Source organism: Streptomyces sp. SID10853 (genome assembly GCF_010548145.1).
Lineage (GTDB): Bacteria > Actinomycetota > Actinomycetes > Streptomycetales > Streptomycetaceae > Streptomyces.
In genome coordinates this window covers 1-19,862 of record NZ_JAAGLN010000126.1, presented here as the reverse complement: position 1 = coordinate 19,862, position 19,862 = coordinate 1, and the positions used below count along the sequence as shown (strand labels likewise).

Annotated in this window: 14 protein-coding genes, 1 tRNA gene and 3 pseudogenes; 10 read left to right on the top strand and 8 right to left on the bottom strand. The window is 70.1% G+C overall.

Annotated features, from left to right (window positions below):
• Positions 1-134 (top strand): annotated as a pseudogene (locus tag G3I19_RS37620) (NERD domain-containing protein); the annotation flags it as partial.
• A gap of 40 nt (positions 135-174) precedes the next feature.
• Here G3I19_RS37620 and ligD read toward each other — a convergent pair.
• Positions 175-1,065 carry a non-homologous end-joining DNA ligase gene (gene ligD / locus G3I19_RS22360; protein ID WP_164265465.1) on the bottom strand — a complete coding sequence of 297 codons (891 nt, stop codon included), beginning with the start codon at positions 1,063-1,065 and terminating at the stop codon, positions 175-177.
• 102 nt (positions 1,066-1,167) lie between these two features.
• On the opposite strand from ligD, the gene G3I19_RS22355 reads away from it, so the two are divergent.
• The 6 genes from G3I19_RS22355 to G3I19_RS22330 all read left to right on the top strand — a co-directional run bounded on the left by G3I19_RS22355 (position 1,168) and on the right by G3I19_RS22330 (position 9,390).
• Complete coding sequence (locus tag G3I19_RS22355) at positions 1,168-2,385, top strand: Ku protein (RefSeq protein ID WP_164265464.1); 1,218 nt, start codon at positions 1,168-1,170, stop codon at positions 2,383-2,385.
• Positions 2,386-2,789: 404 nt separating this feature from the next.
• Positions 2,790-3,509, top strand: a complete 720-nt coding sequence (locus tag G3I19_RS22350; protein ID WP_164265463.1) for a VC0807 family protein — start codon at positions 2,790-2,792, stop codon at positions 3,507-3,509.
• An 80-nt stretch (positions 3,510-3,589) separates the two neighbouring features.
• Positions 3,590-4,669: a hypothetical protein gene (locus tag G3I19_RS22345; protein WP_164265462.1), complete on the top strand. Its 1,080-nt coding sequence runs from the start codon at positions 3,590-3,592 to the stop codon at positions 4,667-4,669.
• Positions 4,670-4,991: 322 nt separating this feature from the next.
• A complete protein-coding gene (locus G3I19_RS22340) occupies positions 4,992-6,842 on the top strand; it encodes an MFS transporter (RefSeq protein ID WP_164265461.1) in 1,851 nt (616 codons plus the stop codon).
• A 198-nt stretch (positions 6,843-7,040) separates the two neighbouring features.
• On the top strand, positions 7,041-7,613 hold the full coding sequence (locus G3I19_RS22335; RefSeq protein ID WP_164265460.1) for a DUF6461 domain-containing protein: 573 nt from the start codon (positions 7,041-7,043) through the stop codon (positions 7,611-7,613).
• A gap of 385 nt (positions 7,614-7,998) precedes the next feature.
• Positions 7,999-9,390, top strand: coding sequence for a hypothetical protein (locus tag G3I19_RS22330; protein ID WP_164265459.1), 1,392 nt, complete (start codon positions 7,999-8,001; stop codon positions 9,388-9,390).
• A 126-nt stretch (positions 9,391-9,516) separates the two neighbouring features.
• Here G3I19_RS22330 and G3I19_RS22325 read toward each other — a convergent pair whose 3' ends face one another.
• Genes G3I19_RS22325 through G3I19_RS22310 form a run of 4 tightly spaced genes read right to left on the bottom strand, consistent with a single transcriptional unit; the run spans position 9,517 to position 15,012 of the window.
• On the bottom strand, positions 9,517-10,779 hold the full coding sequence (locus G3I19_RS22325) for a cation:proton antiporter (protein WP_164265467.1): 1,263 nt from the start codon (positions 10,777-10,779) through the stop codon (positions 9,517-9,519).
• Between the two features lie 41 nt (positions 10,780-10,820).
• Positions 10,821-12,284 (bottom strand): cytochrome P450, encoded by a 1,464-nt coding sequence (locus tag G3I19_RS22320; RefSeq protein WP_164265458.1) that lies wholly within the window; start codon positions 12,282-12,284, stop codon positions 10,821-10,823.
• Complete coding sequence (locus G3I19_RS22315; RefSeq protein ID WP_164265457.1) at positions 12,278-13,390, bottom strand: alpha-hydroxy acid oxidase; 1,113 nt, start codon at positions 13,388-13,390, stop codon at positions 12,278-12,280. Before G3I19_RS22315 ends, G3I19_RS22320 begins: the two co-directional genes overlap by 7 nt.
• The gene (locus G3I19_RS22310) at positions 13,387-15,012 is read right to left on the bottom strand and encodes an NAD(P)-binding domain-containing protein (protein ID WP_164265456.1); all 1,626 of its coding nucleotides are present in this window, start codon (positions 15,010-15,012) and stop codon (positions 13,387-13,389) included. Before G3I19_RS22310 ends, G3I19_RS22315 begins: the two co-directional genes overlap by 4 nt.
• A 236-nt stretch (positions 15,013-15,248) precedes the next feature.
• On the opposite strand from G3I19_RS22310, the gene G3I19_RS22305 reads away from it, so the two are divergent.
• On the top strand, positions 15,249-16,775 hold the full coding sequence (locus tag G3I19_RS22305) for a long-chain fatty acid--CoA ligase (protein ID WP_343235171.1): 1,527 nt from the start codon (positions 15,249-15,251) through the stop codon (positions 16,773-16,775).
• Positions 16,776-16,890: 115 nt separating this feature from the next.
• Here G3I19_RS22305 and G3I19_RS22300 read toward each other — a convergent pair whose 3' ends face one another.
• From G3I19_RS22300 to G3I19_RS22290, 3 genes are all read right to left on the bottom strand, one after another.
• Positions 16,891-17,484, bottom strand: coding sequence for a cytochrome b (locus tag G3I19_RS22300; RefSeq protein WP_164265454.1), 594 nt, complete (start codon positions 17,482-17,484; stop codon positions 16,891-16,893).
• Positions 17,477-18,466 (bottom strand): catalase family peroxidase, encoded by a 990-nt coding sequence (locus G3I19_RS22295; protein WP_164265466.1) that lies wholly within the window; start codon positions 18,464-18,466, stop codon positions 17,477-17,479. Before G3I19_RS22295 ends, G3I19_RS22300 begins: the two co-directional genes overlap by 8 nt.
• 541 nt (positions 18,467-19,007) lie before the next feature.
• Positions 19,008-19,079, bottom strand: a tRNA-Arg gene (locus tag G3I19_RS22290).
• A gap of 106 nt (positions 19,080-19,185) precedes the next feature.
• On the opposite strand from G3I19_RS22290, the pseudogene G3I19_RS22285 reads away from it, so the two are divergent.
• Together G3I19_RS22285 and G3I19_RS37610 are read left to right on the top strand one after the other, a co-directional pair.
• Positions 19,186-19,693, top strand: a pseudogene (locus tag G3I19_RS22285) (response regulator).
• Between the two features lie 55 nt (positions 19,694-19,748).
• Positions 19,749-19,862, top strand: a pseudogene (locus tag G3I19_RS37610) (arginine--tRNA ligase); the annotation flags it as partial.

Here is a 19,862-nt window from a genome sequence, read left to right as displayed (position 1 = left end):
GGCAGGTGGGCGTACGGCTGCTGCGCGACGGCGAGGCGGGGGCGCTCGCCGGGCTCGGCGGCGTGCTGAAGCCGGCGGACATCGAGGCGCTGTACGCGACGGCCCGCGACCGGAGGAACTGGCTGCGGGTGTGAGGCGGGCCGGTGCCGGAAGGCCACCGGGCCGCAGCCGGGGTCAGGTGCGGGGCAGCGGCCGGGCCCGGTTGCGGTTGATCAGGGGGCCCAGCAGATCGCCGTACTGCCCGAGCCTGGGGCCGATGTCGTCGATTCTGAAGACCAGGCCGGCCGGGTCCGTGCACCCCTCGACCTCCTCCCAGGTCACCGGCGTGGAGACGGTCGGTTCGGCCTGTGCGCGCACCGTGTAGGGCGTCGCCGTGGTCTTCGCCGCCGCGTTCTGGCTGTGGTCCACGAAGACCTTGCCCGGCCGCAGCGCCCGTTTCATCCGGTGCAGGGCCAGCTCGGGCAGCGCCGCCTCGGCCTCGATCGCGAGCGTTCTGGCGTATGCCGACACCTCGTCCGAAGGCGTCGGCTCCAGCGGTGCCAGCAGATGGAGCCCCTTGGAGCCCGAGGTCTTCGCGTACGCGGTCAGCCCGTCCGCCGACAGCCGCTGACGCAGCCACCGCGCCACGGTGCAGCACTCGACCACGGTGGCGGGGTCCCCGGGGTCCAGATCGAGGATGAGGCGGTCGGCGAGGGCCGGTGCGTCGGCCTGCCACTGCGGGGTATGGAACTCGACCACCAGATTGGCCGCCCACATCAGGCTCGACAGGTCCTGCACCAGTACCTGGCGCGCGTCCCTGGTCCTGGAGCGCGGCACCTCGGCCGTATGCACCCAGGAAGGGGTGCCCGGCGGCACGTTCTTGGTGAAGAACCGCTGGCCGGCGGGGCCGTCCGGGTACCGCAGGAAGGAGACGGGGCGGCCGTACAGATGCGTGAGCAGGGCCCCCGCCGTGCCCGCGTAGTAGTGCAGGACCTCGCCCTTCGTGGTGCCCGTGGCCGGATAGAGGACCTTGTCGAGGTGGGTGAGCGGCAGCCGCCGCCCCTCCACCTCGGTGATCGGCGACATACGATGAGAATCCCACGAAATGCGAAGAATGCGATATCCAGCAGCATGGAGCTACAGGGGCGACAGATTCGTACCGAGCCGTACTGACGGACGGGAGCCATCGTGCGATCCATCTGGAACGGGGCCATCTCCTTCGGCCTGGTCAGCATCCCGATCAAGCTGGTGAACGCCACCGAGAACCACTCGGTCTCCTTCCGCCAGATCCACACCGCCGACGGCGGCCGTATCCGCTACCGGAAGGTCTGCGAGCTGGACGGCGAGGAGCTGACCGCCGACGAGATCGGCAAGGCGTACGAGGCCGACGACGGTTCCATGATCCCGATCACCGACGAGGACCTGGCCGAGCTGCCGCTGCCGACCGCGAAGACGATCGACATCGTGGCGTTCGTGCCGCTCGACTCGATCGACCCCTTGCAGATGGGCTCGGCCTACTACCTCGCGGCGGGCGGGCCGACGGCCGACAAGCCGTACACCCTGCTGCGCGAGGCACTCAAGCGCAGCCGCCGGGTCGCGATCGCCAAGTTCGCGCTGCGCGGGCGGGAGCGGCTGGGGATGCTGCGGGTCGTCGGCGACGCCATCGCGATGCACGGGCTGCTCTGGCCGGACGAGATCAGGTCGTACGAAGGGGTCGCGCCGGAAACCTCCGTGACGGTGCGGGACGCCGAACTCGACCTGGCCGACACCCTGATGGACACCCTCGGCGAGGTCGAGATGGACTCGCTGCACGACGACTACCGGGAGGCGGTCGAGGAACTGATCGCCGCGAAGACGTCCGGCGCCGAGACGCCCGCACAGCCGGCGGCCGAGGCGGGTGCAGGCAAGATCATCGACCTGATGTCGGCGCTGGAGAAGAGCGTGCAGGCGGCGAAGACTTCGCGTGGCGATGAGGGGGCCGATGGAGAGGCGGCGGACGAAGGCGAGGGGGAGGACGCCGAGGTCAGGGAGCTGCATCCGGGCGGAAAGCGGAAGGCGGCGGCGAAGAGCGGCGGCGGGGGCGGGCGTTCCGGTTCGGGTTCCGGTTCGGGGTCGGGGTCGGGGTCGGGTTCCGGGTCCGGGTCCGGGGCCGCCAAGTCCGGGCCGAAGAAGGCGGCTTCGGGACGTGCGGCGCCGAAGAAGACAGCTGCCAAGAAGAGCACCACGCGCAGGACGGCTTCGGGCGGAGGCGGCGGTGGGACCTCGTCGGCCAAGGGCGCAACGGCGAAGAGGGCCTCGGCGAAGAAGAGTTCGGCGGGCGGGACGTCGGCCAGGAGCAGTACGTCCAAGAAGAAGGCAGCGGCCGGCGGGCAGGGGTCCGGAGGAAAGAAGCGCGCATCGGCGTGACGCCCCCCGGCCCTGCCCCGCCACCCGGCCCCGCCCCGCCGTCCGGCCCTGCCCCGCCACCCGGCCCCGTCCCGCCGTCCGGCCCTGCTCTTCACCGACCTCGTCCCGCCGTCCGGCCCCGCTCTTCACCACTCTCGTCCCGCCGTCCGGCCCCGCTCTTCACCACTCTCGTCCCGCCCTCCGGCCCCGCTCTCCACCACCCTCGCCCTGCCCTCCGGCCCCGCTTTCCACCACCCCCGCCCCGCCCTCCGGCCCCGCTCCCCACCACCCCCGCCCCGTCATCCCGGTCTGGAACGGGCCCGGTTGGCCGTACCGCGTCATGCTCCCGGCACTGACAAATGTCCTGCCCGGTACAGGACAGCTGCCTCTGCCGGGGACCCCTCCCGTTTCGCGAAGCTGGACGCATGGAGAACGCGACGGAGAACCGGAAGAAGAAGAACGTGAGCCCGCTGGTCGTGGATGTCATCATCCCGATGGGCGCCTACTACCTCCTCAAGAACGAGGGCATGGGCACGGTCGCAGCCCTCGCCTGGAGCAGCGCACTGCCCGCCGTCCGCGCGGTGTGGGGCATCGTCAGGGAGCGCCGGGTCAACGGTCTCGCCCTCCTGATCCTCTTCGTCAACGTCGTCGGGCTGGCGCTCACCGCGCTCTCCGGTGACCCCCGGCTGATGCTCGTCAAGGAGAGTGCTGCCGGCAGTGCGGTCGGCATCGGGGTGCTGATCTCCGTACTGCTCGGAAAGCCGCTGATGACCGCCGGACTGAAGCCCTGGGTCGTCAAGAGCAGCCGGGACAGGACCGAGGCGTGGGACCGGCTTTCGGCGGGATCCGCGCGCTTTCGCCGTCTGGAGTCGCTGTTCTCGCTGGTGTGGGGGATCGCCCTGCTCGGCGAGTGCGTGATCCGGGTGATCGCCGTGTACTCGCTGCCGGTCGACACGATGGTCTGGTTCGGCAACGTGATCATGGGGTGCTGTGTGGTCCTGGCGATGCTGGTGGGCGGCGCGCTCGCGGCCGCGCCGATGGAGCGGCTGGTCCGGGCCGAAGCGGCCGCCGGCGCACCGGATGCGTCCGGTCGTCCGGCCCGCTCCGTTCCCGCCACGACCACCGACACCGCCCGAGCGGCCTGAGCCACTCAGCAGCCACTCAGCAGCCGACGGGCCTTCGGGCCGACAGGACCACGTGACCATGGGACGGGGAGAGCAGCACCATGCGACGCCACGGCATCAACTACGACACCGGATTCACCCCGATCGGCGAGAAGATCTCGCGCCAGGACTTCGACCCCGCGGTCGTCCGCCGCGAGATGCGGGTCATCGCCGACGAACTGCACTGCGACGCGGTCCGGGTCTCGGGCGGCGACCCGGACCGCCTCTCGGTCGCCGCCGAGGCCGGGGCCGCCGCGGGGCTTGAGGTCTGGTTCGCCCCGTTCCCCTGCGGTCTGCGGCCCGACGCGCTGCGTGACGTCCTGCTCGACTGCGCCGACCGGGCTGAAGCGGTACGGCGGACCGGCGCCGAAACCGTCTATGTCACCGGCTGCGAGATCACCCTTTTCAACCACGGGTTCTTCGCCGGGGAGACCCTGTTCGAGCGGATGGCGACGCTCAGGGGCGCCGCCGGGGGTGACGGAGACGGGTGGGCGCTGTACAAGGAGGCGATGGAGAGGCTCGACGGGTTCCTCCGGGAGACGGCCGGAGCCGTACGCCCGCGCTTCGGCGGCCGGCTGAGCTATGCGTCGGGCCCGTGGGAGCGGATCGACTGGGCGCCCTTCGACATCGTCGGCGTGGACGCCTACCGCGCCGAGCACAACCAGGAGCGCTTCCGGGACGAGGTCCGCGGGCATCTGGTGCACGGAAAGCCGGTGGCGGCAACGGAGTTCGGCTGCTGCACCTACCGGGGCGCCGGCCTGCGGGGCGGCACCGGCTGGACGGTCGTCGACGAGCAGGCGCAGCCGCCCGCGCTCGACGGGGAGTACGTCCGCGACGAGGGGGAGCAGGTCCGCTACTTCGACGAACTGCTCACGGTGTTCGAGGAGGAGGGCTTCGACGCGGCCTTCTGGTTCACCTTCGCCGGTTACGGAGCACCGCACCGCCCCGGCGACCCCCGCCACGATCTGGACCTGGCCGCGTACGGAGTGGTGAAGATGCTGGACGGGCCGGCGCCGGGACCACCGCGACCGGACACGCACGCACCGGCCGGGGCTTCGGATGCTGCCCGCACGGGGCTGGGCTGGGAGCCCAAGGAGGTCTTCCATGCGATGGCCGCCCGTTATGATCTGAGTCACAAATAACACGTGCGTTCTGTTCGGGGGTGAGCTGTACGCCCCGTGTCCGCGCCCCGCCCGATTCCCCGGAGCGCCGGGGCGCGCACGGCCTGACGTGCTGCTTTCCCGGGAGCTCCGCCTTTCGCGCCCGCGCACCGCTGTCCGTGACCCCTGGGACACGAGGGGTGAGGGTGGTGAGCGGTCCGGTCCGTGAGTCGATCTTCCGGCCGCCACGAAATGTGGATGCCACGTACAAGAGTTAGATTGCTTGCGTCAACTAACGACCCGTGTCCACCGGGTGTGTGTCGGCGGGCAGGGGTGCGCGCAGAGGGGAACGTGCATTGTGGGCATGACCGGTCGAATACCCGTGGAGTCGTCGCCCCCGGCCGGACCGGGGGAGCACTACAAATGGATCGCACTGTCGAACACCACGCTCGGCGTGCTGATGGTGATGATCAACCAGTCCATCGTGCTGATCGCGCTTCCGGACATCTTCCGTGGCATTCATCTCGACCCGCTGGACTCCGCGAACACCAGCTATCTGCTCTGGATGCTGATGGGCTTCATGGTGGTCACCGCGGTGCTGGTGGTCACCTTCGGCAGGCTCGGCGACATGTTCGGCCGGGTCCGTATGTACAACCTCGGCTTCGCCGCCTTCACGCTCTGCTCGATCATGCTCTCGGTCACCTGGATGGACGGCAGCGCGGGTGCGCTCTGGCTGATCGGCTGGCGTATCGCGCAGGGGATCGGCGGAGCGCTGCTCTTCGCCAACTCGACGGCGATCCTGACCGACGCGTTCCCGGCCAACCAGCGCGGCACGGCGCTGGGCATCAACTCCATCGCCGCCATCGCCGGTTCGTTCCTCGGGCTGATCCTCGGTGGCGTGCTGGCTCCGGTGAACTGGAAGATGATCTTCCTGGTATCGGTGCCGTTCGGGGTGTTCGGCACCATCTGGGCCTATCTGAAGCTGCATGACACCGGCGTGCGGGCCAAGGCGCGCATGGACTGGTGGGGCAATGTCACCTTCGCCGTCGGACTGATCTCGGTGCTGGTCGGCATCACGTACGGCATCCAGCCCTACGGCGGCAGCACCATGGGCTGGCTCAACCCGTGGGTGCTCACCGCGCTCATCGGCGGGCTGGTCGTGCTGGGGGCCTTCGTCTGGATCGAGATGAAGGTGGCCGAGCCGCTCTTCCGGCTCTCGCTCTTCCGGCTGCGGGCCTTCACCGCGGGCAACATCGCCAGTCTGCTGACCGCGCTCGGGCGCGGCGGGCTCCAGTTCATGCTGATCATCTGGCTCCAGGGCATCTGGCTGCCCCTGCACGGATACAGCTTCGAGAAGACCCCGCTCTGGGCGGGCATCTACATGATCCCGCTGACCGTCGGCTTCCTCCTGTCGGCCCCGCTCTCCGGCTGGCTCTCGGACCGCCTCGGGGCGCGGCCGTTCACGGTCGGCGGCGCGCTGCTCACCGCGGTGAGCTTCCTGGCGCTGATGATGCTGCCCACCGACTTCAACTACTGGATCTTCGCGCCGCTGCTGCTGGTCAACGGTGTCGGCTCCGGTCTCTTCGCCTCGCCCAACCGGGCCGAGATCATGAACGCGGTCCCCGCCCAGTCGCGCGGCGCCGGGGCCGGAATGACCGCGACGTTCCAGAACTCCGCGATGGTCCTGTCGATCGGCATCTTCTTCAGCCTGATGATCGCGGGCCTCTCGCACACCCTGCCGAGTGCGATGCACGACGGTCTGGTGGCGCAGGGCGTGCCGGGCGCCGAAGCGACACAGGTGTCCCAACTCCCGCCGATCGCCGTGCTCTTCGCGGCGTTCCTCGGCTACAACCCCCTCCAGCAGCTGCTCGGGGACCACCTGAGCAAGCTGCCGGACGGCGGCAAGCACCTCACCAGCAAGGAGTTCTTCCCGCACTTGATCTCCGGCCCCTTCCACCAGGGCCTGGTCATCGCCTTCTGGTTCGCCGTGGCCGCCTGTGTGGTGGCCGCGCTCTCCTCGCTGCTGACCGGCAGGGTGGGGCGCAAGCACCGGGTGCGGCCGTCGGAGTCGCTGGGTTCCGAGCTGGCCGGGGTCTCCGGAGGCGCGGGCCTGGGGCTGAGCGAGCCGGTGGTACCGGACGGCGAGGGCGCCCACCCGGCCGCGCCGGGGCGCGGGACGACATCGGCGGGGCAGGGCGGTTCACCGCGCACCTGACCGAGCAGCGGTGAGAGTGTCCCCGGCCCGCCCGGCCGGGGGCACCGACAGCCGGCGCCCGCCCCCCCCCCGCTGGATGCCGGGCGGCGCCGGCGCACCGTACAACCGCGCACGCTCCGGGCCCCGTTGGCCGCGTGGTGGCCGCATGTCAGGGACGGGGGTCGCACGGCGGGGCCTCCCGCAGTACCGTCTGTCGGCATGCTGGATCTCGATGAGCGGTACGGCGAGGGCTGGTGCGTCACGCTGGCCCGGCGCCCGCTGACGGAAACCCTCGCGGTCATGGGGGTGGAGCCCGGCCGCCAGGGCGCCGTGGACGCACTCGACGGCGAGGGCGCCGAGGCCGAACCGCCCGCGCGGCTGACCGGCCGAGCGCTGCCCGGCGGGTGGTCACTGGTGGTGGAGACCTCCGGTATGACGGGGTGGGTCGGCACCGGGAGCGAGGTGCTGGCCGCGCTCTCGGCCGGTGGCGGCGCGGCCTGTTCGCTCACGGCCGGCCTGGGGCAGGACGAGGTGCTGTACGCGGAGGACGGCCGGATGCTCATCTGGTTCGAGCCGGTCACCGCGAGTCTGGAGGGTGAGGGCGCGGACCGGTTCCGGGGGCCGCTGGAGCGGGCCGGATTCCGGCCGGACCCCGACGGGCGCCTCGGCGCGGCCCTGGAACCGCTCCCCGGGTCGCAGCTCCTGGTGATCGCCGTGGAGGCCGTCACCGGGCTCCGGCTCACGGCCGAGGCATTCGACGGGCCGTGGCGGGGTGGCGTATCGGCCCTCTGATGACTTTCGGTCAACTTCCGCCGCGCGGAAGCCCTTTGCCCCTCCCGGGGGCATACCGGCCCAAGTGTGCCTTCATGGAGCCTTCACTTGACATGCCCATTATCTAACTGACTGAACCGGCTGTTGCCCTGCCACGAGCCGAGTGCTAGCCCCCTGCGCCGGTCTCCTCCCCGTCCTAACGTGCCCCACGACTCAGCACCATCTTCAGGGGGAAGACATGAGACACCGGAACCGCCGTCGCTTACTCCGGTCCGCAGGGGCGGCGCTCGCCGCCGGTGTGCTGATCGGCGTGGCGTCCACGACGAGTTCGGCCGCACCGGCTCCGGCAGCCGGACAGTCCCGTACGGACACATCAACACCGGTATCAGCACCAGCATCAGCAACTTTGTCGGCAGCGAGGACGCCATCGGCCGACCAGGCCGTCACCGTCAACGCCGGCATCTCCGCCGCCGACCTGGACCGCCTCCACAAGGGCGAGAAGCCGAAGGGGGGCCTCAAGGCCGTGCCCCTGCCCTCGGCGAAGAGCACCCTCCCGAAGGAGACGTTCCAGCAGGCGGCCGACGCCGCCCGCGCGCGGATCAAGAGCCAGGCCGCCACCCGGCTCGCCGATGTGCCGCCGTCGTCCACACCTCCGGCGCCGATCAAGGAGGACCCGAACCCGGAGCTGCTGCGCCAGTGCCTCGACGGCAGCGAGAGCGGCCCGTACGGCCACTACATCAACCGGTACGCCTTCTGCCTGAGCCAGAAGGTGACCGTGCGGTACTACGTCATCCACTCGGACGCGCCGCCGGAGTACCACGCGACCACCCGATTCACGTACCAGCTCTTCGCCCAGGGCGACAACCACTACCGGCACATCCGGGTCTGGGGCCGGATGAAGCAGGGCTCAGCCGACTACGACTGGCCCTGGTGGGACGATCTCTGGCAGACCCCGAAGATCGTGCAGCTCTCCATGTCGGGGGAGTGCGACGGGGCCGAGCTGGAGTGCAGCGGCACTTCGGGGACCGTGACGCTGCCCTTCAACTCCTGGGACCACGACCCGAGGTGGAACCACTTCGACATCGCCGACTCGTCCGACAGCTACGGCTCGGCACAGGGGCGCGACCAGATCGCGTACCACCGCTGGTTCCTTCAGTTCACCTCACAGGGTGAGGGGTACAGCACGCTGGTACCCGGCCGCGGGGCGGCCACCCGGATGCGCTGCGACTCGGCGAAGTACATCTCGGCGGGCCAGCAGAAGTCCTGCCTCTTCTCCGACTCGCTGCCGGTGCTGAACTACTACGCGACGTCCGGCTCCCCGACCGAGATGGTCGCCAAGCACATAGCGGACGCCCAGTACCACCCCGACACCACCTACCCGCTCACGGCTCCGCCCGGCACACCGAACCCACGCTCGAAGCAGATACCGGGCGCGGTGCTGAACGCGCCGCTGCACCGCATCAAGAACACCGACGCCGCCTGGAAGGAGAACCAGCGGCACAAGGACATGGCCTGCAAGGACACCGGCGACTACAAGGGCCTGGGGCTGCCCCCGGACAAGCAGCCGGACAAGAGCAAGCAGGAGCAGTGCGACGAGTACCCGTTCCGGGCCACGCTCGAAGGCGCGTCCAGTCCTGACTGGGACTTCTCCGTACGAGCCGTCCCGCGGTCCGACAACGCCAGCGCGGGAAGCCGCCTGAAGCTCTACTACCTGCACGAGCGGATCCTGTCCTGGGACCCGACACTGCCCGACCCGGCCGACTCGAACGACTGGTACTGGGTCAACATCAACTACTAGCGCCGGCACCGGCTCAACCGAGCGTGCGGACAAGGCTCTGGCCGGCATTTCGGCCGGCCAGAGCCTTCTTCCCGAAGCGCCCCGGCACGATCCGAACCCCCGCACACGGGGCGTAGGCCTGCCGGCTCAGGCGGCGGTTTCGGCCATCGAGGTGTCCGCTCGGGTCCGGCGGCGGTCCAGCCGGTCCCAGAGAGTCAGCAGAGGGGACGTCATCACCGTCGTCACCAGGGCGACAATCACGAGTACGCCGAAGAGCGCCGGCGAGGTGATGCCCGCGGCCAGGCCGACGTTGATGGCGATGAGCTGCATCAGGCCGCGGGCGTTCATCAGTGTGCCCACCCGGACGGCGACGTCCTGCGGCTCGCCCAGCAGCCGTGCGGTGGCCCAGCAGGCACCGAACTTGCTGACGACCGCCACCAGGACACAGGCCGCGGTGAACAGCAGCATCCTGCCGCCGGACAGCAGCGTGAAGTCGGTGTTCAGACCGGAGTAGGTGAAGAACAGCGGCAGGAACACGATGCGGCTGACCGGCTCGATGGCCCGCACCGCGCGGGTCACCACAGGGTCCCGGGGGAAGGCAACACCGAGACTGAAAGCGCCGAACACGGCGTACAGGCCGATGCGGTCGGTGTACCAGGCGGCGACGAACAGGATGAGGACGATGACCAGCAGCGTGTGTTCCTCGGTCAGCCGCCGCGCCCAGCTCAGCGTTTGCGGTCGCAGGCGCACGAACACAGCGAGGAACAAACCGAGCCCGACCGTGCCGATCGCGGCCAGGACGAAGGTCGACGCCCCGCCGCCGGCCAGGCTCAGCACCGCTGCCAGCAGGATCCAGGCCACGGCGTCGTCCAGCGCGCCGGAGGCCAGCGAGACCGAGCCGAACCGCGAGTCGGTCAGGCCGCGTTCGGTGATGATGCGCGCCAGCATCGGGAAGGCGGTGATGGCCAGGGTGACCCCGATGAACAGCGCGCCCACCAGTGGCGAGATGCCGTCCGGGTAGATGTCCACCCAGTTGTGGGCCATGGCGGCGAGGCCCGCCCCCAGCACCAGCGGTACGGCGATACCGGCCGCCGACACGGACACCGCCGTGCGGCCCACCGACGACAGCCGGTCCGTGCGGAACTCGTAGCCCGCCAGGAACATGAACGCGACGAGGCCGATCTGCCCGGCCACATACAGGACCGGTCGCAGTTCCTGGGGGAAGAGGGCGCCCTCGGCACCGGGGGAGATGAGACCGAGCACCGACGGGCCGAGGGCCACCCCGGCGACCATCTCGCCCACCACGGGCGGTTGTCCCAGATAGCGCAGCAACAGGCCGACGAGGCGGCAGGTGACGAGGATGACGGCCGCAGCGAGGAAGAACGCCGGACCCAGCTCGGTGGTCGACAACGGGGACTCCATGGTGAGGAGGCGAAGAGAGGGGGATGCCGTCAGGTGCTCCGGCCTGTGTACGGGCAGGTCGTGGCGGCCGGTTCGCTGGACCCGTCGGCGCCGGAAGCGGTGTGCTCCGGTTGCAACGGGCGGCCTTCGGTGTCGTGCTCGGCGAAGAAGCGTGCGGCGGGCCTGGTGCGGCGCGCGTCCAGGACCATGTAGGTGCCGAGGACGAGCTGCGTCAGACTGCGTCCGACGTCCTCGGCCCGGTCCCGTACCGCCAGCGCGGTGCGCAGGACGCGGCGCCGCGACGTGTCTGCCGGGCGGTTCCGGGGGATGAGGAGACAGGGGGCGCGGTGGGGGATGGAGCGGGTGTGGCTGACGGGTGAGTCCAGCTCGAAGCGGGCCAGTACCTCGCGGGTGGCGGCGCACATCGCGAGGGGGGAGAGGCGCCAGGCCGGACAGGGCCGGTTCGCGGCGACACCGAAGGGGATGTGGTGTGCCTCCTTGGCGGTCAGCGTCTCCCAGCGCCCGGGTACGAAGTCCTCGGGGTCGGTGTAGCCGGTGGCGTGGTAGTCGGGGTAACTGAAGGTCAGTACGGACCCCGACGGGATGAGCGGCATGTCATCGAGGTCGATGTCCGCGGTGGTGATGCGGTGGGCGACGCCGAACAGCGGGAAGAGCCGGAACGTCTCATTCATGACGTGCGACAGATAGCGGTCGTCGTCGCCGCCCGCCGCCACCCGCTCCTGCACCTCCGGATGCTGGGCCAGCACCAGCAGGAGGTGGGCCATCGCCTCCGACATCTGTACGACGGCGGTGTTGAAGAAGGTGCCCTGGAGGTAGTACGCGTGCTGGCGGCGGGTCAGCCCGGCCGGCAGCACATGCGGCACCTCACCTGCGTCCAGTCTGCGCAGCAGGTAGCGGGTCAGCCGGTCGCGGCGGCGCAGGTGCCGCAGCCTGGTGCACTTCAGGGCGTTGACCACGTCCTCGGCGTTGTCGACGATCAGCTTCCGCGCCTCGGGCGGGCAGTCCTCCCGGAACACCAGCGTGTAGAAGAACTCGGCCCACACCGGCATCATCAGATCGCGCAGCCGCACGGACCGCACGCCGTCGGCGCGCAGGCCGTCCAGGACGTGCCGGGTGCTGCGCGCGGCCGCGTCGCACAGCTCGGCCGACGGGCCGGACAGGATGGCGAGGGTGCGCCGGGACACCTCGTCGTAGCGTGGGCCGGCCTCCAGGTGCTCCTGGTGGATGTCGGCGCCGGGTGCGAGCCAGTACCAGAACAGGTCGGACAGCGCCGCGCCCTGGCTGCGGCCGTTCGCCGCGGGCTGGCCGTAGATCTCCTCGAAGCGCTCGGCGCCGCCGTACTCCTCCTGCGGGAAGGGCAGGCCCTCGTCGCCGTTGACGCGGGCGAAGAGCCTCATCCGCAGGGACACGACCCGGCCGGGCAGCCAGGCCGGGGAGGAGAGCAGCAGCGCGCAGCCCGCGGCCAGGGCCGCCCCCGTGGTCCTTTTCAGCATGTCCGTTCTCCTCTCGTCGCCCGCCGTGCCGTGCCGCGCTCGACGACCTGATCGGCCGTGAGGTCCTGGGGCCGGTGACCACCGCACAGGGCGAGCACGTGGTCGAAGTCCGCGCGCAGCGCGGTGAGGCACTCCCGTACGCCGTCCTCGCCGAGGTCGGCGAGCGCCCACAGCACGGGCCTGCCGACGCCGACGGCCCGGGCGCCGAGGGCGAGGGCCGTCGCGATGTCGCTGCCCCGGCGCACCCCGCCGTCCATGAGGACCGGCACCCGTCCGGCGACGGCTTCGGCCACCGCGGGCAGCGCCTCCACCGCTGCGGGGGCGGCATCGAGTTGCCGTCCTCCGTGGTTGGACACGAGCAGCGCGTCGATGCCCTGCTCGACGGCGGTGCGTGCGTCCTCGGGGTGCAGTACCCCCTTGAGGACGAGCGGCAGGCCGGTCTGTTCACGTAGCCGGCGCAGGTCGTCCCAGCCGGCCGGCCACATGGCGATGGGGCGAGGGCGGCCGGGCTCGCCGCCGGGCAGGTTCCGCATGTTCTCGGTGACGAGGCCGGGTGGCAGATCGTGGAAGCCGTTGCGCAGATCACGGGTGCGACGGCCGAAGACGGGAGAGTCGACGGTGACGACGAGGGCGGAGCAGCCCGCCCGCTCCGCCCGGCGGACCAGCTCGGTGGTGACCTCGGGCTCCGGCTGGAGGTAGAGCTGGAACCAGACCACGGCGTCGTCGTCCTGCTCGCGGGCGGCCGCGACGACGTCCGCCACGGCGGTGGTCGCCGCCACGCCTGTCACCAGCGGGACCCCTGCCGCGGCGGCGGCGCGCGCGGTGGCCGCTTCGCCGTCGGGGTGGGCCAGCCGGTGGAAGGCGGTGGGCGAGACGAACAGCGGTGCCGGCCACTCCCTGCCCAGGACGCTGACCCCGGTGCTGCGGTCGCCGCCGCCGCGCAGCACCCGGGGGAGCAGGGCCAGCCGGCCGAAGGCGTCCTCGTTCTCCTGCAGCGCGGTCTCCTCACCTGCGCCGCCGGCGAAGAAGTCGTAGTGCTCCTGCCGGAGTCGGCCGTGCACCGGTCGGGCCGGGTGGTGCGCCGGGCCGGATTCCCGGCCGGTCATGTCCGGGGCGCGGTGGGCGCGTCACCGGCGGGGGAGCCGTCGTCGGCCGCGAGGCGGGCGGTGAGGAAGGAGCGCAGCGGGCCGATGTGCACGTCAGGGCTGTCCCACTCGTTCTCCAGGTTCTCCGTGACGTGGTGCTCGGCGACCGGTTCGCCGCTGCCGTCGGGAAGGAACTGCCGTACCACCGGGTGCAGGTAGCGTGCGTCGAGACCGCTGGTGTCCTGCTGGTTCATCCGGTTGACGGTGACGTCGAAGGGGTCGACCTGGTCGTGGTCGGCGCCGTACTCCAGGGTGACGGTGAAGTAGGTGGACAGTGCCCCGAAGTCGCCCCGTCCGGCTGCCGCGTGCAGGTGCCCCACGGGCACCTCCTCGCAGTAGCGCACCTCGCCGCCTGCGTCGACCAGGACGGCGTCGCCGAGGAATCCGAACATCTGCCACAGGGCCGAGGTGCGGTTGATGCGCTCGGTGACTGCGTCGGCCACAGCGGCGCCGGTGGCGGGCAGGCCGGTGTGCGGCCACTGCACGTCGTGGTAGCGGCGCTCCAGTATGCGGGTCAGCGCCTTCACGCCGTACCGGAAACCGTGAATGAAGCCGCTGGTGGACTTCTTGAAGTCCAGCGACTGGGTAATGGTTCCGGCGAAGTAGAGATCGGGGACGCTGACCGATTCCCAGGCGTCCGTGAGGTGCGGGAAACGATCCTTGATGACCAGATCAGGGCGGCATTCATCGGCGAATATCGACGCATCGAATCGGAATCCGGTGGCCAGAATGACCCGGTCGTACGGGATGTCTTTGACGACCTCGTCGACGCGCGAGAAGCTGACGCTCACCACATATCCGCCGTCGGTATTGCGTGTGATGCGGAGAATATTTCCGTCGAGTATCGCATTCTGTGACTTAAGCTGGTACGTGTCGAGGAAGTTGTTGTTGACGGCCCTTAGGTGGCCCACAAAATGAGTGCGCCAGGCAAGCTTCAGTGAACTGGGTCCGGCCACGTGGATCACCGCGGCGGTCTCGATGAGGTTGTCCGCGGTCTCGAACGCGGAATTGCCACGGCCGATGATGAGAACCCGCTGGTCGACGAAGTCCTGCGGATCGACCGTCACCTCGTCGTAGCGCTCGGCCTCGGCCGCACCTTCGATGGGCGGCACGTAGGGCTGGGAGACGCCGGTGGCGACGATGACTCGCCGCGCTCGGACAACGTTGCCACTCTCGTCCGTCGCCACGAACTCGCCGCCGCCCGGGCGCGTTACGCGGCCGATGCGGGTGTTGTAGCGGATGTTCAGGCCGTGCTCGCGGGCGAAGTCGTCCAGGTAGTGGACGAGCTCGTCGGCCGGTGGGAAGTAACGGGGGGTGTAACTGGTGAACAGGGGGCCCTCGTCCGAGAGCAGCGAGTTCCAGTCAACGCGCAGCCGCAGTTCCGGGTCGCTCCAGCCGGTGTGCACCTTGTTGCTTGAAATAAGAGTCCGGTGCCTGGGGAAACGTGTGAAGAAAGCGCCAGGCGCGCCGCTTCCTTCCACGATCAGATAGTCCATTCCGGACCTCTTGAGGAAATATCCGGCTTGCAGGCCAGCAGGTCCACCGCCGATGACGAGATAGTCGACATGGACTGAATCGGACATTATGGTCCCGCCTTCCGTGGAGTGCCGAAGACGGTACTTGATGGTTAAAGCATGCGACCACCCTGCCTGAGTGTGATCTAGATCACATGCCCGAGGAATGGGGTAATTCCGAGCGTCGGTTAACGTGTGTGGTCGATTGGCGGGCTAACCAGACCCTCGCGCCGGTCTTTGCGATCGGTTTTCGGTCATTCACGCAGCCTTTACGTCGGCGGTTTCCGTCCCAGAGTGGAGATGAAGTGGACGAACAGTCCGGAGGCACCTTTCCGCAGACACTCATCGACGCTTTCCGCGCCGCTCCCGACCTGCCCGCCTTCGAGTACGAGGGGCGCACGGTCACCAGGGGAGAGGTGCTCGGCGCGGTCGCCGCATTCGTCCGGGGCCTGCGGGGGGCGGGCCTGACCGCTGGTTCGCACGTCGCTCTGGACACCGGGGTCTCGCCCGAGGCGTTCGCTGTCCGGATCGCGGCCCACGCCGTCGGCTGCACGGTGATCGGCCTGCGCCCCGGGCTGCCCCGAGAGCACCTGCGGTCCATCCTGGCCCGCGACGTCGCCGCCGTGATCACCGACGACACCAACAACGCCGGACTCTCCTCCGCGGCCGACGCACTGGGCGTCCCGCTGCTGGACGCCGCCGCCCTGCGGCCGAGAGAGGCGCCCCTTTCCGACTTCGGCGACCTCACCGCGCAGGGCAGCCCCGACGACATCGGCATCATCCACCTCACCAGCGGTAGCACCGGGCGCCCCAAGGGCACGACGGTGACCTATGCCGCACTGTCGCTCAACTGGGCCTTCGGACCGGCCTGCTGGAACGACCGCGTCCGCCGGCTCGCCGCGCGCTACGAACGCTTCCTGCTGTTCGGCACCCTGAACAGCGCCGTGGTCTTCGAGCACCTGGGCCTGTGCCTGATGGGCGGTGGCACCGCCGTGATCCCCGGGCAGCCGTTGCGCTTCCCCGAGGTGTTCGCCCAGCACCGCGTCACCGCGTGCCTGGTGACGGTGCCACGGCTGTACGCCATCCTCGACGCCGCCCGTGAGGGTGGCGCGGACCTCTCCTCGCTGCGCAGCCTCCTCGTGGCGGGTTCCCCGCTCCCACCGCACCGGCTCACCGACGCCGCAGCGCTGCTCGGCCCCGTCGTCCACCACGGCTACGGCCAGACCGAGACGGGCATGCTCTCCGTCCTCGAACCCGAGGAGCTGGCCGGCGACCCGGGCCTGGCCGACAGTGTGGGCCGCCCGCTGGAGACCGTCGAGACGGTGGTGCGCGACAGCGAGGGCCGGGACGTTCCGACCGGGGACGCGGGCGAGGTGTGGGTGCGCAGGCCGGACTTCTTCTGCGGCTACTGGGGCGACGCGCAGGAGACGGCGGACGTGCTGCGGGACGGCTGGGTGCGCACCCGCGACCTCGGCAGTCTCGACGCCGACGGGTATCTGCGATTGGCCGGACGCATCCGCGACATCGTCATCGTCAATGCCATCGTCCACTACGCGGGGCCCATCGAACGCGCCCTCGCCTCACATCCCGACATCGACCAGGCCTATGTCGTGAGCGTCCCCGACGAGCACAGCGGCGAGGCCATCCACGCCTTCGTCGTACCGCTGCCGGGAGCCGCCGCCCCCGCGGAGGAAACGCTGCGCGAGCTGGTCGCCCGTGAACTCGGCACGGCGAGCGTCCCGGCCGGCGTCGGCTTCCTCACGGAGGTTCCTGTGGCCCTCAGCGGCAAGCCGGACAAGGCGGCGCTGCGCGCGATGGTGCCGCCGCGCTGACCGGTCGGCGTCAGGACCGGGGACAGCGCGCGGGTGCCTGGCCCTGGCGGGTGGCACGGCTTTCGTTCCGAGGCCCGGCGACAGCTCCCTGCCCTGCCGGGCCTCGACGCCGGGATCAGCGCTTCCGCCGTGGGCCCTTCCACAGGGCCATGCGGCTGAAGAGACCGTCCCGCTTGACCAGTACGTGCACCAATATGGCCAGCATGTGCAGTGTGAAAAGGAGGAACAGCGCGTAGCCGAACACCAGATGCGTCCGGTGCAGCACTGCGTACAGTTCTGGATCGGTGGGAACGACCGCGGGCACGTCCACGGTGCCGAACAGTGCGAGCGGTTTGCCGGATGCGGACACCATGCCCCAGCCGATCAGTGGCTGCGCCAGCATCAGGGCGTAGAGCAGCCCCTCGGAGGCTTTCGCCGCCAGCCGTTCGGACGCGCTCATCGACTTGGGAAGCGCGGGACCCCGGTGCATGAGCCTGTTCACGAGGCGGACCACGGCCAGGAACAGGACTGCGGCGCCCAGCGGCTCATGCACAGAGACCAGGAGACTGTAGTCGGCCAGCGAGGCCGTCATCCCAGCCCCAATGAAGATCATGGCCACGATCAGAAGGGCCATGACCCAGTGCAGCCAGCGGGTGAACAGCGTGAACTGCCCCGGTCCGGCGCCGGGATCGGCGGGGGGAGCGAGGCCGTCTGTTCTGGCGTCAGTCATTTCGCAGCCTCGTTACGTCCACGGCGCTCTTGCTCTTGGACTCGCTGGTACGCCGTGCGAAGGACTGTGCGTACACCGCCGAGCGGGCACTGAGCAGGGGGTCGTCGGAAGGCGTGATCCCGGGGGGCACGACCGTGGGGTCGAAGTTGATGTCCCGTGCGTTGCCGGACGCTTCGGTCCGTGCCGACCCGATGGTGAGCGTTCCTGCGTCGATCTTCCGGCGCGATTCCGGCCAGGGGACAGTTGCGTCGTTGACCGGATCCGCGGGGCGGCCGATGACGAGTACCAGCCGCCACCGCAGCGGGCCGGCTTCGAGGGCGTTGATCAGCCCCTCGAAGAGGGCATCCCTGCCGTTGGCCGCTCCCTCGGCCGCGAGACGAACGGGCTGGAGGGGGGCCAGCGACCAGCGGACCGGCACGGTGCGGCCTGAATCGTTGGTGAAATGAAAGGTGTTGAGCCCATTGAAGGTGCTGTCCGCGAACCCCGAAGTCGGCGGATGGGCCTGTGCGATCCTCATCGCCAGCGCTGTCTCCGGGTGCCTCTTCAAGAACGCGGCCGTCTTGGCCGGATCCGGCTTGCCCGTTCCCGGGTCAGTCCTGAAGGCTCGGTTGCGCTCGTGAAACCCGCGCGGTGTCCGGTCCGGGAACGCCGGCAGGTTGATCATCGCTGTGCGCCACTGTTCATCACCGGGAAGGTCGAACCGAAGCCCGAGACCTCGGGTGGCCATCGGGGCGTCGGAAACATCAGGAACCCCTCCGGAGAGTGAGAACCTTCCGATGACCGGTGTCTGCCTGTCTCTCTCGAAGACCGCGGCCTTCGACAGCGCAACGCCCGCCCCATTGCTGGAGAAGGACCCGGAAACACTGACCCCCTTCGCGTGGTTCCGCCGGAAACCCGCGTGCTTGCCGAAGTCGGCCTCCAGGCCGTCGACCACCCGGGCGGGGGTCAGCCTGTGGGGGGTCAATCGCCCCCCGACATACATCAGCGCCCCGACATCGACCGCCCCGACACCGGCGACGGCCGCAAGGCCGGCGAGTGCGGTCCTACGGCTCGGCGGGCCACTGGGCAGCGCGGACGGTTCCGGGTCCTCTTGACGCAAGAGATCTCTCCTCCATCTGTCTGGTGCGAGCGCAAGCGCGAGCGCAGACGAGCGCGCGTGCGCGCTGGGCGCGAATGTTCTTGAGGTGTACGCGGCCCGAGGGCGAATCGTTGAAGATCACGCAGGGCCGGGAGGGCGGCGTCATGAGACCTGCGGTGAAATGCGAGGGTCCGGATCCCGGAGGGGCGCGTCCGGCGGTCGGGGTGGCCGGGACGGACCGGCTGGATCGCCCTCCGGCCGGCCCGAGCCGGGCGATCCGGCAAGCATGATCATGCTGCACGCCCGGGGCAGTCGTTATCTGCGGCAGTCGGCAGTCGGCAGTCGGCAGTCGGCTGTTGTCTGCGGCAGCCGGCCGCACATGCAGCAGGCCCCCCGATCAGACGTGTTGCCTGATCAGAGGGCCTGTTCGGCACCTGAACCACGGTGCCCCCGGCAGGATTCGAACCTGCGCACCCGGCTCCGGAGGCCGATGCTCTATCCCCTGAGCTACGGGGGCGTATCGCTGCGGTGAGCGGCGACGGGTAGAACCCTACCAGCTCAGCGGGGGTGACCATGAACAGGATTCCGCGGTGAGCGGCGTCCGGAGTCCGCACGGGGTGGAAGTGGGCAAAACCCGGACGCGACGGCGGCCGCGGTTCTACGCTCGTGGGTGTGTCAGGCACGTACGGCAGGGTGCTCGTTGTCGACGACAACAAGGTCATCCGGCAGTTGATCAGGGTCAATCTCGAACTGGAGGGCTTCGAGGTCGTGACCGCGGCCGACGGTGCCGAATGTCTGGAAGTCGTCCACCGAGTCGCCCCCGATGTGATCACCCTCGACGTCGTCATGCCGCGGCTCGACGGACTGCGCACCGCCGCCCGGCTCCGTGCCGACCCGCTGACCTGCCGGCTGCCGCTGGCGATCATCAGCGCCTGCTCGCACCAGGAGGTGGAGAGCGGGCTCGCCTCCGGCGTCGACGCCTTTCTGGCCAAGCCCTTCGAGCCGGCCGAGCTGATCCGGCTCGTCGCCCGGCTGATGCGCCGCGAGCAGTCGCCCTCCGGCGGGCCGGGCCGGAGCGCCCCCGGCGGTGGCAGCAGGCCCGCCGGGTGGGCCGGGAGCACCCTCGGCTGACCGGATGGCGAAACCGGTTCGCGAAGTGGCCCCCCTTCTCCCATACGCTGGTCCTGTGACTCCCGCAGAGCTCTCCCGTACCGTCGCGCGCGCCGTGCGCCGCGCGGTCGACGAGGGTGCCCTGTCCGTGCCCGTCCCCGAGCGGGTCAGGGTCGAGCGGCCCAGGCCG